Raw genomic sequence first — 13023 nt, forward strand, 5'->3', positions numbered from 1 at the left:
GAGGAGGTGAACAATGTCCTCCGGCAGCTCCGCATCCCCGAGCTCGCCGACGTCCTGCTGTACGCGCAGCGCGCGCTCGCCGCGCGTGACGCAGGCCCAGCTCCGGCAGTCGTGAGCGAGATCCTTGCGGCGATGGGCCGGCTTCATCCGGCCTACAAGAACGCGCTGGGCGTGCCGCTGCCGATCCTCCGCGGGGCGCTTGTTCAAGTTCCACGCGCGGCATTCGAGTCAGCGCTGCTTCACGCCGAGCGCGAGGGGCGCATCCGGCTGGTCGCTGCCTCGCAGCTCGCTCCTTTCGTCGAGCACGCCGCGGGCATCCACGACCCGAAGCGAGGCTTGCTCTACTTCTGTACCGCTCCGGAGGCACGCGGACGGCGGGAGCCCTGACATGGGCCGCCGACACGAGCCGGATCCATTTGCCCTCAAACTAGGTCATCGGATTAGGGATCTGCGCCTCGCACAAGGGATGTCGCTCGAGCACCTCAGAAGGAAGACCGGCATCGTCGCGAGCCACCTGTCGCTCATCGAGCGCGGGTATGTCGCGATCAACGTCGGCACCCTCGATCGCATCGCACGCGCGCTCGGCTTGACGCCGATGTTCCTGGTTCTGTTCCCCGAGGAGAGTGCGCTCGAGGCAGTCGTCGAGCAGATCGGCAGCATGAGCGCGGAGGAGCTCGCGCAGCTCCGCGAACAGGTGTCCGCCTCGAGCCCACGGGCAGAGAAGCCTCGCCCTTCGCGTGGAACTCGTCGCACGTAGAACACCAAGTGGTCGGACTCGACAGATAACCAGATGAGCCTCGACAGCAGATGGGGATGAACGAGTGCCACGGCATGCAAGCGAAGAACCCAAGGTCAGGCTCAACTTGGAGCTTCCCGAGCGCCTCCGTGGCAGGCTCGATCAGCTGCGCGCGATGAGCGAGGCCGGCACGATCACCCAGGTGGTGAAGAGAGCCGTGACCCTGTACGACGTGCTGCTCTCGGCGATCCGAAACGGCCGGGAGAGGATCATCCTGCGCAGCGTCGACGGCACGGAGCGCGAGCTGCTCATCCCGTGATCTTTCCTTCCCACGTGTTCCACCAGGATGACCAGCCAGGGTTTGTCCTCTCTTGCAGTTTGCCCCGGAACATGCGATCGAGTGGCTCGATGTCCTCCGCTCGTCCGCCGTCCGCGTCTTTCGAGCCCCCGCCTCCGCCCTCGCGAAAGCGGCTCAGATCGGGGCCCGACGCGTTCGACGTCCTCTCGCGGGACGGCGCGGCCGCGGTTCTGCTCTTCGCCCGTGCCAAGCTCGAAGCTGAGCGTCGAGGTGCATCTGGGCTCGTGAACGGATCCCTTCGTTCCTTCGCCTCGGGCGTGGAGTCAGCTGCTCGCCGCGTGACCGAATGGGTACATGACGACGGCGTGTTCATCGCCCCGCTCTTCCGCCTGCTCCGCGAGCGTGACGAGGTCCCGTCCTGCCCAACGCTGTCGGCGTTCAAGGCGCGGCTGCTCCAAGCGTACAACCGCGGGCTCCTCGAGCTCGCCAGCTGCGAGCGCGCCGAGGATGTGAACCCCTTGGTGGTGGCCGCATCTGCGGTTCGTTTCCGACGAACGACGTTTCATCTCGTGCAGCGATGGTCGCGTCGGAACATCTTCTCCGCGCTCGACGACGTCGTCGCAACGCTCTCTCCCAAGGCTTACGCCGCAGCCAAAAACTTCGCGCGCAGGGTCCAAGATGATGAAAAGCGCCGCGAAGGGCGCCCGCGTTTGATCACGCTGCCGCTCGACGCTTTTGCCGCCCGCGTACAGACCGTGGTCAATGAAGGCTCGCACGATGCGCTCATCGTGGAGCTGTTCCAGGAGTTCGATGACCGCGGTGAGGCGACGGGGCTCGGTCTCTCGGCGTTCAAGGCTCGGCTTCGTGGTGCGCATCGCAGGGGCCTGCTCACGCTGCGCGCCTGGCAGGCGAAGGATGGTGTGAAGACCCCAGCGATTCAGGTGTCCGCGGTCGATCACGAGGGGATGAAGCTGCACCTCGTGTGCCGTACGGCGGCGCCGTTGCCGATCCCATGGGGGCGACCAGCGCGGCTCGTGCGGCCCGCGAAGCTGTAGACCCCCAGCGCCACAATCTTGACGATGTCGTCAATGCACCGCACGGACGGTAGCAAGGCGTATGTACCCGTATTACGAACCGCAGGCAGTCGACGGGCCTCTGTGCGCAGCGGTCTCGGTGAACGCGGAGATAGACTGGCGTCTGCTCAACGGGGTCCGATTTATTCGTTCATTTCGTACCAGTTACCATCGTCGTCCTGCTTGAAGGTCGCGTTCTTCTCCACGATGCCATCCTTTGGCGCAGAAAGCTTGCACGAGGCGAGGCCCTTGATCCTGCTCTCATCCACGCGGACGCTCTGCTTGTAGAGAACCTTAGCCGTCCTCTCCTCAGTCGTGACCGACACGACGTCAAGAAGCTTCTTTTCACCACACGGCAGTTTCACGCTTCGGAACGTGCCCGTCCCCGAAACGGATACCGTGTCACCCGGCTCGAAGGTCCACCAATCGCAGGGCTGTGAGTCGCCCATGCAGCGCTTTTGGTTCGCTGAACCGATCGACATCAGGGCGTCGATGCACGCTTCCGCGGCATTAGCGTCCAGCATGTCCATGATCCGATAGCGCTCGGTCGCGCCGGTCCCCTCACGGCGCACGTCGATCGAGCAGTAAGCGGTGCTATCGGCGTCGTACTTCTTCTGCAGGATCTCACGAGCCTTATCTTTCGAGAGCTTCCCACAACCGGCGCCAATGACGGCCAAAACTAGCACGATTATGCACGAGAAGATATGCGGCGGGGTGAATATCGCAGCAGGACGAGGGGGGCAGGGGGCGCGCATCCAGCTCATGCGGAGTGCTCCGTTTTCCATCAGCCACCGCCAGGCACCCGTAGGTGAAGGCCAGACCAAACCACGCGACGGCTCCGCGGCAGTTACATGCTCCTCGGCATCGCTCGATCCCATGTCGACACCATCTAACAGACCGTGATATAGGTCTAGTGGTTTGTCGATCCGCGGAGCGACCGGCGGTCTTCTCCCCGGCATGGCAGGGAAGAGCTTCGGCGCCCGACTCGGAGCGCGCCTACGTGCGCGGCGCGAAGCCCTCGGCTTGAGCCAGGCCGAGCTGGCGGAGAAGGTCGACATCAGCGCGAACTACGTCGGAGTGCTCGAGCGGGGCTTGAAGCTGCCGACCCTCGACACGCTCGTCGCCCTGGCGAAGGCGCTCGATGTGCCCGTCGCCGATCTGTTAGGAGAGTCCAGGGCTGACCCCTGGCTTGAGGAGATCGTGACGGTCGCCGCCACGATGCCCAAGCAGCTCCGCCCCGTGGCGTTGGCAGTCTTGCGGGCGATGGCCGCGCAGAAGTAACGACGAGAGGCGCCGGGCCTGACCCTGGAGCAGCGCCCCGAGCGCGCCGGGCTCACCCCGAGCGACATCGGGGGCATCGAGATCGGCCGGCGCGACCCCTCGCTGTCGAGCATCCTCGCGCTCGCGCTGGGCCTGGGGGCGCCAGGGCAGCTCATGGGAGGCGTTCACAACCTTGAGCCGGCTGCCGTCGGGGCAGCACAGATCCTCTAGGCGCCTCGGAGGACGTCCAAGACGCCGTTCTGCGCCTCCTGCTTACTGTAACGCCGGGACGGCAGCGGACCGGGTGAGCCGGGCCTGGGGACGGAGCATCGACCACAGCCCCTCCGAGAACCGCCTGCATGACGAAGGTGGTCCGGCGGACGGGAAGGCCGAGGCGCGGCCAGCCTCCTCCCCCGCTGATCGGGGCGTGGATACGGCTCGGGATACGCGACGACTTTTCCTCGTCTTCTGCCGCCCGCGCGACAGCTTTTCCTCGGTTCGCGCTCAGGCGGTACAGCCGCACAGCGGGTAGCCGGACCGAACCAGGTCGTCGCCGACGCCAAACGACATACCCCTCGCGTCGAAGCGTACGACATTGATCTCGCCGCCGAGCTTCTTCAGCAATCTGCCCGCGTTCATCGAAGGCGGCCGCTCCGGGGCCAAAATCCATTCGGGGGGAAGCGTAGGTCGTCGAAGCGCTTGATGAGCCCCGCTTCGATGTAGCGAGCGAACGGCGAGTCACCGAACTGCCAGCCGTTCGGCATCTTCGCGCGCAGTGGGCCACCAAGGCGCTCGTCCTCATCGCGTGTGACGATGACCGGAGGGCAGGCATCGAGCACGGACGCGATCTCCGTGAGCGCCGCGTCGTCGTCGACGTCGGACCATCCATCGTGCAGGCCCTGGAGGTAGCGTCGAACGACGCCTCGCGGCACTGCGTGCTCGTGGCGCAGCTCGCTGCGTCCAAGGGCGCGAGTTGCGGCCTCCGTGTGTGGGAGGACGGAGAGATCGAGCTTCACGGCGTCTCGCACGTACGCCCCGTCAACGAGGCCGTCGGCAGTCCAGAACCACTGCGCGTGACGCACGAGATGGCTCCCGAGAGCCGATGTTCCTCGCACCTCGGCCAATCGTAACCCGTGAAGAACCACTCGGCAGATCTCCCGACGAGCTGCGCCGTTGAGCGGTTCAAGAGCGGAGCCGCTGGATGACTCCTCGAGCAAGTGTGGCGGCGGATCAGAGATGCGCTCTCCCGGGAGCAGTCGAAACTTCTGGACGACGTTGACGTTCGTGGCCCGCCAGTTCGGGCCTGTGCCCCGCGCGATGACGCGTGCCAACCGGCACGCCGCCGAGAAGTCCGCCGCTTCGAGGGGGTAGACCCGCACCTCGGTTCCGTTTCGTAGACGTGTCAGGTATTCCGCCATCACCACCCCTCCCGAATGCGTAGGTTGCGCTCGTGGGCTGAGTTTCCTGCGCTCGCCTTGAGGAGAAACGAGCTGAGCGGCTCGTGCTTGCACCACGTCACGCTCCTCTTCGCCGGGTTCCAGGGGGCGCCCAGATCGTCGAGAGCGCTATCAGCATCGTATAGACCGTCCAAATGTGCTCGCGGGGCAAGGCTATCGCCGACGGGGCGACTTGACTACGATGTGCGTGGCTAAAAGAGCGATGCTGCTCCAGAGCAGCATCGCTTGATTGGTCTCTTCAGGCGGCAGTCGCGTCTGCGTCGCTCTGCACGTCCTTGACGACCAGCGCCGGCTCGCACCGTCGCTCCTCGATGGAGAGATCGAGTCCGAGGTGCACCTTGACCAGGTTGGCCGTGAGAATGACGCTCGCTGCGTTCTTCAGCACCCTGCCGTTCACAACCGCGCGCCCCTCCCACCGCCGATGGGCCCGCGACCAGTCGAGCGTCCTGAGCCCCGCCAGCACGCTCTTCCAGTCCTCGCGCCGCTCCCGCAGCACGGCGTTGCCGACGCGGCCGAGCGCCTCGAGCACGACCGCGTGTGCATGGACGCACCGATCTCGCAACACCGCTGCCTTGATTCGCCCGAGGCCGACGTCCTGCCAGTCCGGCATCACGCGCGTCACCTCGTTCCAGAACTCGACGGCGATCTTCTTCGCGGCCTCGAAGCTGCCACTGAACCCCGCGAGCAGCGCCTTCGTCGCCGCGTGGATGCTCGCGAGCGCGAAGAGCTTGTTCGAGCCGCCCGAGACCGAGCTTTTCTCCCCGTCCGTGAGCTGCGCGAACAGCGGCACTTCCCGCACGACGGCCCGCGTGAGGTTCGCGAGCTCGTCGCGGTGATCGTACAGGAGCCCCAACGAGTTGTTCGGCCGCACCGCGAAGCGGTTCAAGTCCGCGAACCTCTGCTGCGCCTTCTCGAGCCCCGCGTCGACGAACAACGTCACGCAGAGGCTCTCATCCCCGAGCGAGCCCCGCCGCTTTCGCACATACTCCTGTGAAAGGGCCATCGCGACCGCCGCACGCCGATGCTGCCCATCCAGGATAGCGACCGTCATGTCTCGTCGGATGTAGAGCGTGCCCATGAGGCTCTTATCATGGGCCGGCTCGAATCGAGGCAGACCATCGACGGCGCCGACCAGGGCCGGCAGCGTGTAGCTCGTCGGATTGCTGGTGATGTAGTCGGCGATCTTCGGCACGCGCGTCCTGCTCAATACCCGCTGCGCCCGAAGCTCGGGCGGCAGCTTTGCATCAACTGGTGCGAACAGCTTGGAGATATCCCGGAGCCGCACCATGATCGAGTAATACTCGCCGCCGGCCTGCACGCCTCGGATCGCCGGGAACGCCCACTCCGACGCAGTGTCGGTCGCCATCGGCGCGGCCGGCTCGCCGACCGCATTCTTCTTGGCCCTGATATTCTTCGCCTTGGTCATTCAGAACCTCGCGACGATCGATTTGGTTTCGAACCTTCCGGCGTATGCGCCTTCAGCCACGCCACCCGTGCCCCGCATCCCCGAATCCCCCGCAACGGCTGCTCCGGCCTGGGAAGGTTATGCCAATGCGCTCCATGCACGAGCGCATCGGCATAGACCTCCCCGGCCAGGATCACGAGCTGCGGAGGCACGCTGAACGACGGCAAGACTTCACCGACCGTCCGTGCGCCCCAATCTTCGCGTTCGCTCTTGCGGAGTTTCCGGAGGTTTCGGTCGTAGGGACGAAGCACGGTCTTCGGAGCGACCGCACCGTAGAAGGCGGAGACGATGATCACAGCGTCACACGTCTTCTCGGCATATTCGTAGGCCGCTCGAAACAGCGCCGACGTGTAGAACTCCTTGGCCGGCGCAGGCTTCTTGCTCTTCAACGCTGAGCACCCCACGAGTGCGACCCGCGGGGCGCCCGGCTGTTTTTCGGTGAACATCCGTGCGTCCTGCTCCTACTCGGCGGCTACGCGCGTATCCTTCGCCGCCTCGACTGCGGCCCGGATTGCCGCGCCGATGGGCCCCTTGAGCGCCTCCCTGGCGCGCTCCCTTCCCTGCCCAAGCGATTCGCCGTTGAACGAGACGTATGCCCCGCTCTGCTTGAGCACGCCGAGCGCGAGACCGACGTCGATGAGGTCACCGGCCGCGTCAATTCCGAGCCCCCAGCGAATGTCGAACTCGGCCTCCCGGAACGGAGGCGCGCACTTGTTCTTCACGACCTTCACGCGCGTCTTCGCGCCGACCACCTGGTCCCCGAGCTTCAGGGGCCCCACGCGGCGGACGTCGAGCCGCACGCTCGCGTAGAACTTGAGCGCATTGCCACCCGTGGTCGTCTCGGGGCTGCCGAAGACGACGCCGATCTTGTGCCGAAGCTGATTGATGAAGATGAGCAGCGTCTCGGTGCGGTACGCGATGGCCGTGAGCTTGCGCAGGGCCTGGCTCATCAGCCGCGCCTGGAGGCCCATGTGCGCGTCACCCATGTCGCCCTCGATCTCGGCCTTCGGCGTCAGGGCCGCGACCGAGTCGATGACGATGATGTTGACGGCGCCGGAGCGGGTCAGCGTCTCGACGATCTCGAGCGCCTGCTCGCCGTTGTCCGGCTGCGAGATGAGCAAGCGGTTGACGTCGACGCCGATGTTGCGCGCGTAGTTCGGATCGAACGCGTGCTCGGCATCGATGAACGCCGCGATGCCCTTCGCCTTCTGAGCCTCGTAGAGCGCGTGCAGGGTGAGCGTGGTCTTGCCCGAGGACTCGGGCCCGTAGATCTCCACGATCCTGCCGCGCGGATATCCTCCGATCCCGAGCGCGGCATCGAGCGCGAGCGAGCCCGTGGGCAAAACCCGCACGCCGCGATCGGGATTGTCGTCCCCGAGGCTCATGATGGCCCCCTTGCCGTACTGTTTCTCGATGGCCTGCAGGGCGCCGCGGAGGGCGCCGTTGTTCTGCTGCATGGTCGTTGGTCCACAAAAGAAAAGCGCACCTCCCCGGGAAGGTGCGCGGGTCAAAGCTCCCAGGAGCCGCCATTCGCGGCACATCCGGGCTCGGGTGCTTGTTCGTGCGATGCCCAGGAGCAGCGCCGTGGTTGTTATCCCTGCTTTTGCCCGCCGCTCGCGTGCATGGCCAGGCGCTCGCAGAGCGCCAGGGCCTCGGCAATGCGATGATCGCGACGCAGGTCGTCCAGGAGGTCGTTCACGAGGTCGAGAAGCTCGGGAGCCGCCGCGATGAGCTCGGCATCCGCCTCGATGACCTCCGCGACGAATAGTCCGTTTTGGTCACAGATGATGGCCCTGCCTTCCGAACACGAGGCGATGTGCCAGCGATCGTTCGGGGGGATGGTCGGCCTCGCCTTCATGCCCGGTTCGGTCGGAGGCTCGTTGTCGGCCTCCTCCAGTCCTTCGGTATCGGTCATCAGCCACGCCCGAAGACAGGAGCGAGGAGAACGGCTTCGGCCACGTGGGGCGCGCGGACGATATCGCTCCCGTCGAGGTCAGCAATCGTTCGAGCCACACGGAGCACCTTGGCCCGCAGAGTCGCAGACAACCCGAGCCGCTCGACGGCCTGCTCCAGGGTCCGCTTCCCCTGTGCATCCGACGCGGCAATGCGCTCGAGGTCGCGGTCGTTCAACGCGGTGTTGAGCGAGGAGGCGACCTTCTGCCGCGCCGCCCGTGCATGCTGGATCGTTCGTGCTGCAACGACCCGATTCCGCACCGTCTCGCTGTTCTCGCCCTTCGCCTTGCCACCGACCTGCGCGACGTCGACAGGCGGCACCACGATCTGCATGTCGACTCGCTCGAAAAGCGGTCCGCGCACCCGCTCCCGATGACGCCGGATTTGCTCGACAGAACATGTGCACCGCCGTTTCGCGTCCCCGTAGAACCCGCACGGGCACGCGTGTGTCGCCAGCACCAGGAGAGGACGCGCAGGAAAGACCGTGCGGTTCTGCCCCCGGATGATGACCGCTTCCCCCTGGGCGAGCGCGGTCTCCAGCACGGCGAGCGAACTCCGACGAAACTCCGGCAGTTCGTCGAGGAACAAGACGCCGCCGTGGGCGAGGGACACCTCCCCGGGACGCACGGGCTCGCCGCCTCCGACAAGCCCCGCTGGTGCGACCGTATGGTGCGGTGCCCGGAAAGGCCGGTTCGTGGCGAGCCCCTGCTCGGCATTAAGCAATCCGGCGACCGAGTGGATGCTCGTGATTTCGAGCGCCTCGTCCGCGGACATCGGGGGCAGGAGTGTGGGAATGCGGCGCGAGGTCATCGTAATTCCCGCACCGGGCGGGCCGATGAAGAGAATCGAGTGCTGGCCTGCCGCCGCGATCTCGATAGCTCGCCGCGTGGATGCCATCCCGCGCATGTCCGCGAGATCGAGCGCCGCAGGCTGCTTCAGTCGGAAGGGCACACTCGCGCGCTCGAGCTCGCAGTCTCCACGTAGGTAGTCCTGCACGGCATCCAGTTTTCCCGCCACGCGCACATCGAGCTCCGACGCACTCGCGGCCTCCGCGAGGTTGGCACGGGGCACGATCGCATGCTGGATCCCCTTGCTCGCCGCACCCCGTAGCGCCGGCAGCACGCCGCGAACAGGCCGCACTCCCCCCGAGAGGGACAGCTCGCCGAGCACGACGGTGCCGGGCAGCGTCTTCTTCTCGAAGGCGAGAATCACGGCGGTCGCGATGGCCAGATCGAAGAACCCATCATTCCGGAGACCTGCGGGGGAGATCTTGACCGTGATGTTGTAGCCATCGAGGCGCACGCCGACCTGCGCGAGAGCGGAGCGGACGCGCACCTTCGTCTCGCGCAGGCTCACCTCGGCCAGACCAACGAGGTGAAACATGCTCGCGCCCGTCTCGATCGTGACGACGATGCTCACGAGCGACGCGACAAGGCCCGTGAGCGAGATGGAGAGGACCTCGCTCCGGAGGCACTTCTCCGACTGGGGATGCTTCCCCATATCGACTCCCTTCGGACGATTGACTGCGAAAAGGAAGAAATGGGCCCGGAGGCAGATGCCCCCGGGCCCATTTCGATCAGAAGACGCCCGACTCCGGACCCGTCCCCGGGTTCACCGGCTCGGCGCCCTCGGGCGGCTCCTGCCCGCCGAGCTTGCCCTTCTCGATGGCGCTCCGCAGCGCGACGGCCACGTTCGGCATGATGAGCTCGACCTCCTCGGCGAAGAACTCCGTCTCCGCCCGCGTGAGGCGCACGCCCCGCCACTCCTTCCGCCCGCGCCGTTTGTCGGCGGGCAGCTCATCCTCGTGGATGTAGACGTGCCCGTCGCTGGCGAGCGCGAACGACGCCATGCACTCCTCCACGCGGTCCTGCTCCTCGGTCTCCGCGTTCTTCGTGGGCGACTGCTTGGACGACATGTGTCTCCCTGAAAAAGAGAATGCGGCGCACGGAAGAACCGCACGCCGCATTCTTGTTGTTGGTTTATCGCTCAATCCTCTTCGGGCAAGAGGATTGTGATGACCGCCTCGGCATCGTCGCCGGGCCCGATGATGGCCTTCAGCTCGACGAGGGACGGTTCGATCGCGTCGGTGACGATATACAACTTGTACCGGATCTCAGCTTCATCCGGCCGTTGCAGGGCGGCGCAGCGGAACATCCACAGGATGTCCCAGAGCCTGCCCGTCGTGTCGTTCCCTGCCTTCTCCGCGGCCGGCGACAGCTCGACGTACTTCTCCCAGACGGAGCGCGTCAGCGCCACCGGCGCCTTGATTCCGGCCTGCTTCGCGAGCTCGGTGACATCGACGAGCGTGCCGTCTTCGAGCGCCTGCGCGCGGCTGTATGCCGCAATCAGGACAAACTCTCCACCGACATCATTATCTTCGTCGCTCACGTTGCCCCCGCGAGCAGCGTGATACTCGAGCCCTCGGTCATCGCCTTGTCGTTGAGCTCGGTGTATTGTGCGGCCTTCTTCCGGAGCGGCGAGTCCTCCGCGATGGAGCACTCGATCGCCACCGTCCAGAGCCGCGCGCCGATGCTCGACGCAGCGTCGACCGACTTCTTCTGCTCCTCCTCGTTCCGGTCGATGCCGTCCGTGACGAGGATGATGTCGGCTCCGTGCTGGCCCTTCTGCGCGAGCGCCTTCACCTGATCCACTGCGACGCTGAGGGCCAGGCCGATCGCCGTTCCACCGCTGAGGAAGTGAAGGATCATCTTCACGACCCCAGCGCTGTCGCCGGGTTTTACGACCTGCCCCACGGTGGACGTCGCGTAATGGACCACTGCGACGGGCCGATTCTCCTCCGCGACGACGCGAGCGAGCGCCACCGCAGCGGCCTTCGCCCACTCGTTCCGGATTCCAGACATGCTGCCCGATTCATCGAGCGCGAGCACGAGCGGGCCCTTCGACTTCTTCGTCGTCCCCCGGACCGCGTACTGCGCGGCCCGGCGAGAGGCGATTCGTTCGAGGGCCACGATCTCGATCTGCGGATCGGTAAGGAGCACCGTCTCCGCCGGAAGAAGCCGGGCGACGTCATTGCCCTGCTCGACCGAGTACACCTCGCCCGAGACCCCGTGGACCTTGCTCGCGTGCGCGCCGCGGAGCGAGGCGAACATGCGACCTGCCAGCCGAGCGATACGCTCGACCCGATCCATGTCGTCCCCCGTAGCATCCACTTGCCGGACTTGTGCCCAGGCCGCCGAGAGATCCCAGCCGAACCCGTCCGAGAGGTGCTTGACCTGCTTCGCCTTCTTGTCGAACGTCGCCCACTCCTCACGGGCGGCACTCCGCATCTCGAAGGCCGAGGCACCTTCCGGGATGTGCTTACCCGCCTTCCACAAGAGCCCGAACGCGTAGGCCGCGCCGACCTCGTCGAGGGCGAGAAAGGCCATGTACTCGGCGGGAACCGTATCCCTCACGGCCTCCGCGAAGGACCGCGTCGGCGGATCCCTCCCGAGACCCACGATCGCATTCCAGAGGTCACCGGCCTTCTCCGCGTCCTCGAAGGAAGCCTCCTTGACGCAGAGATGCCGGCGCCTTGCCTGCAGGAACGTGCCCATGGCCTACGCCAGCGCGTAGCGCTTCGAGAGGTCGGCCGTGAGCGCGTCGTGGGCCTTCTTGAGCTCGTCGAGCTTCGGCTGGATGCGCGCGTGAGCACGGCGCGACACGCCGTTCTTCAGCATGTCCTGCACGCGCTTTCCCGCCTCCGTGACCTTGTCCGCGAGCTGGGGCAATGCGGACTGATAGGCGGCCGGCTCCGTCGGCCGATTCGCGTATCCCCGGAGCGCTTCGTCCACGATATCGATCGCCTGCGCGACGACGGAGCGATCGACCGTCTGCAAGACCGCGACGACACGCGCCCGATCCTCCGGCTTGTTCCAGAGCCCGTACTTCAGGACGGAGAGGTGATCGAGCTCGACCGTGGGTGCATCGTCGAGCCACGCCGCGGCCTTGAGGACACGCGTGAGCGCGATCCAGCGCCGGTCCGACAGCACGAGGCCATCCGCCTTCAGCGCCGTACGGAGCCGGAGCAGCTCCTCGACGACACGCTGGGGCAGCTCGAGGCGTTGCACGTCCTTGCACGCGGCATCCCACTCCGCGAGCCCGATCTGCGCCGCCGGCTTGTACTCCGGCGGCGCGGCGACGAGCTGCACCCACGTCGCATCGGCCTGCACGTACTCGACCACGTCGCGCAGGAGAAAACGATCGTAGATCGCCGCGAGAATCTCCTCCTCGGGCAGCTCGTTCGACGCGCCGACGAGGAGCCGCAGGGGAATCGACTGCCCCTTGTACAGCCGCTCGTTCATCGCGGACAGGAATGCATTGAGCACGCTGTCCGAGCCCTTGAAGACCTCGTCGAGGAAGGCGCACTCGACGGCCGCGAGACGGCCATCCAGGTTCCTCTCCCAAAGGTCGTTCTTGAGCGCCGAGAGCTTCACGGGTCCGAAATACTCGTCCTCGGTGCCGAACTTCGTGACGAGCGTCTGGAACTTCCGCGCATCCGTGAACGACGCGAGGAACCCGAAGAAGAGCGCGCTCTTGGCCGTGCCCGGAGGCCCGACGAGCAGCGCGTGGCTCTGCGCGAGCGCGGCGAGGATGATGCACTCGATCGCATCCTCACGCTCCCGAAAGACCGCATTGAGCCCATCACGCACGGCGCGAAACCGTGCGCGGACGGAGCCCATGTCGATGGAACCGTTCTTTTTCATGTTGTGGAAATCCGCGACTGGTTGAAGCCGCGGCGGCGCCCCGCCCCGGTGTCACCCGAGACGGGGCCGGTTTGTCGT

At 66.0% G+C, this 13023-nt stretch carries 16 protein-coding genes and 1 pseudogene; 6 read left to right on the forward strand and 11 right to left on the reverse strand.

From position 1 onward, the window contains the following. Positions 1-6: 6 nt before the first annotated feature. From E8A74_RS40555 to E8A74_RS40565, 4 genes are all read left to right on the forward strand, one after another. A complete protein-coding gene (locus E8A74_RS40555; protein ID WP_136934487.1) occupies positions 7-387 on the forward strand; it encodes a hypothetical protein in 381 nt (126 codons plus the stop codon). Position 388: 1 nt separating this feature from the next. Further along, on the forward strand, positions 389-757 hold the full coding sequence (locus E8A74_RS40560) for a helix-turn-helix domain-containing protein (RefSeq protein WP_136934488.1): 369 nt from the start codon (positions 389-391) through the stop codon (positions 755-757). A gap of 154 nt (positions 758-911) precedes the next feature. Then, complete coding sequence (locus E8A74_RS53295) at positions 912-1055, forward strand: hypothetical protein (protein ID WP_170229745.1); 144 nt, start codon at positions 912-914, stop codon at positions 1053-1055. Between the two features lie 317 nt (positions 1056-1372). Beyond that, positions 1373-2089 carry a hypothetical protein gene (locus E8A74_RS40565; RefSeq protein ID WP_136934489.1) on the forward strand — a complete coding sequence of 239 codons (717 nt, stop codon included), beginning with the start codon at positions 1373-1375 and terminating at the stop codon, positions 2087-2089. 161 nt (positions 2090-2250) lie between these two features. Here the strand turns inward: E8A74_RS40565 and E8A74_RS40570 are convergent, their stop codons facing one another. Further along, on the reverse strand, positions 2251-2985 hold the full coding sequence (locus E8A74_RS40570) for a hypothetical protein (RefSeq protein WP_136934490.1): 735 nt from the start codon (positions 2983-2985) through the stop codon (positions 2251-2253). Positions 2986-3064: 79 nt separating this feature from the next. Here E8A74_RS40570 and E8A74_RS40575 point away from each other — a divergent pair, with 79 nt between their 5' ends. After that, positions 3065-3388 (forward strand): helix-turn-helix domain-containing protein, encoded by a 324-nt coding sequence (locus tag E8A74_RS40575; RefSeq protein ID WP_136934491.1) that lies wholly within the window; start codon positions 3065-3067, stop codon positions 3386-3388. A 12-nt stretch (positions 3389-3400) separates the two neighbouring features. Continuing rightward, a pseudogene (locus E8A74_RS56150) lies at positions 3401-3598 on the forward strand (helix-turn-helix domain-containing protein); the annotation flags it as partial. 404 nt (positions 3599-4002) lie between these two features. Here E8A74_RS56150 and E8A74_RS40585 read toward each other — a convergent pair. The 10 genes from E8A74_RS40585 to E8A74_RS40630 all read right to left on the reverse strand — a co-directional run bounded on the left by E8A74_RS40585 (position 4003) and on the right by E8A74_RS40630 (position 12945). Further along, positions 4003-4881 (reverse strand): hypothetical protein, encoded by an 879-nt coding sequence (locus tag E8A74_RS40585; protein WP_136934492.1) that lies wholly within the window; start codon positions 4879-4881, stop codon positions 4003-4005. Between the two features lie 181 nt (positions 4882-5062). Further along, a complete protein-coding gene (gene dndB / locus E8A74_RS40590) occupies positions 5063-6250 on the reverse strand; it encodes a DNA sulfur modification protein DndB (protein WP_136934493.1) in 1188 nt (395 codons plus the stop codon). Continuing rightward, on the reverse strand, positions 6247-6735 hold the full coding sequence (locus E8A74_RS40595; RefSeq protein WP_136934494.1) for a DUF6884 domain-containing protein: 489 nt from the start codon (positions 6733-6735) through the stop codon (positions 6247-6249). Before E8A74_RS40595 ends, dndB begins: the two co-directional genes overlap by 4 nt. Before the next feature lie 15 nt (positions 6736-6750). Beyond that, on the reverse strand, positions 6751-7746 hold the full coding sequence (gene recA, locus E8A74_RS40600; RefSeq protein WP_136934495.1) for a recombinase RecA: 996 nt from the start codon (positions 7744-7746) through the stop codon (positions 6751-6753). Positions 7747-7880: 134 nt separating this feature from the next. Then, positions 7881-8204, reverse strand: coding sequence for a hypothetical protein (locus E8A74_RS40605; RefSeq protein WP_136934496.1), 324 nt, complete (start codon positions 8202-8204; stop codon positions 7881-7883). Then, positions 8204-9742, reverse strand: a complete 1539-nt coding sequence (locus E8A74_RS40610; protein WP_136934497.1) for a YifB family Mg chelatase-like AAA ATPase — start codon at positions 9740-9742, stop codon at positions 8204-8206. The genes E8A74_RS40605 and E8A74_RS40610 overlap by 1 nt, the downstream gene beginning before the upstream one ends. A gap of 76 nt (positions 9743-9818) precedes the next feature. Continuing rightward, positions 9819-10157, reverse strand: coding sequence for a hypothetical protein (locus tag E8A74_RS40615; protein WP_136934498.1), 339 nt, complete (start codon positions 10155-10157; stop codon positions 9819-9821). A gap of 71 nt (positions 10158-10228) precedes the next feature. Next, positions 10229-10630 carry a DUF6573 family protein gene (locus E8A74_RS40620; protein ID WP_136934499.1) on the reverse strand — a complete coding sequence of 134 codons (402 nt, stop codon included), beginning with the start codon at positions 10628-10630 and terminating at the stop codon, positions 10229-10231. After that, complete coding sequence (locus tag E8A74_RS40625; RefSeq protein WP_136934500.1) at positions 10627-11796, reverse strand: vWA domain-containing protein; 1170 nt, start codon at positions 11794-11796, stop codon at positions 10627-10629. Before E8A74_RS40625 ends, E8A74_RS40620 begins: the two co-directional genes overlap by 4 nt. A 3-nt stretch (positions 11797-11799) precedes the next feature. Then, entirely contained in the window at positions 11800-12945 is a 1146-nt protein-coding gene (locus E8A74_RS40630; RefSeq protein WP_136934501.1) for an AAA family ATPase, read from the reverse strand. Between the last annotated feature and the right edge of the window lie 78 nt (positions 12946-13023).

This window comes from Polyangium fumosum (genome assembly GCF_005144585.1).
Classification (GTDB): Bacteria; Myxococcota_A; Polyangia; order Polyangiales; family Polyangiaceae; genus Polyangium; species Polyangium fumosum.

What these genes read in the sequence shown, in the direction of transcription:
- E8A74_RS40560 (WP_136934488.1), top strand. Translation starts at nt 389, where the DNA reads ATGGGCCGCCGACACGAGCCGGATCCATTTGCCCTCAAACTAGGTCAT.
- E8A74_RS53295 (WP_170229745.1), top strand. Translation starts at nt 912, where the DNA reads ATGAGCGAGGCCGGCACGATCACCCAGGTGGTGAAGAGAGCCGTGACC.
- E8A74_RS40570 (WP_136934490.1), bottom strand. Translation starts at nt 2,985, where the DNA reads ATGGGATCGAGCGATGCCGAGGAGCATGTAACTGCCGCGGAGCCGTCG.
- E8A74_RS40575 (WP_136934491.1), top strand. Translation starts at nt 3,065, where the DNA reads ATGGCAGGGAAGAGCTTCGGCGCCCGACTCGGAGCGCGCCTACGTGCG.
- dndB (WP_136934493.1), bottom strand. Translation starts at nt 6,250, where the DNA reads ATGACCAAGGCGAAGAATATCAGGGCCAAGAAGAATGCGGTCGGCGAG.
- E8A74_RS40595 (WP_136934494.1), bottom strand. Translation starts at nt 6,735, where the DNA reads ATGTTCACCGAAAAACAGCCGGGCGCCCCGCGGGTCGCACTCGTGGGG.
- recA (WP_136934495.1), bottom strand. Translation starts at nt 7,746, where the DNA reads ATGCAGCAGAACAACGGCGCCCTCCGCGGCGCCCTGCAGGCCATCGAG.
- E8A74_RS40605 (WP_136934496.1), bottom strand. Translation starts at nt 8,204, where the DNA reads ATGACCGATACCGAAGGACTGGAGGAGGCCGACAACGAGCCTCCGACC.
- E8A74_RS40610 (WP_136934497.1), bottom strand. Translation starts at nt 9,742, where the DNA reads ATGGGGAAGCATCCCCAGTCGGAGAAGTGCCTCCGGAGCGAGGTCCTC.
- E8A74_RS40615 (WP_136934498.1), bottom strand. Translation starts at nt 10,157, where the DNA reads ATGTCGTCCAAGCAGTCGCCCACGAAGAACGCGGAGACCGAGGAGCAG.
- E8A74_RS40625 (WP_136934500.1), bottom strand. Translation starts at nt 11,796, where the DNA reads ATGGGCACGTTCCTGCAGGCAAGGCGCCGGCATCTCTGCGTCAAGGAG.
- E8A74_RS40630 (WP_136934501.1), bottom strand. Translation starts at nt 12,945, where the DNA reads ATGAAAAAGAACGGTTCCATCGACATGGGCTCCGTCCGCGCACGGTTT.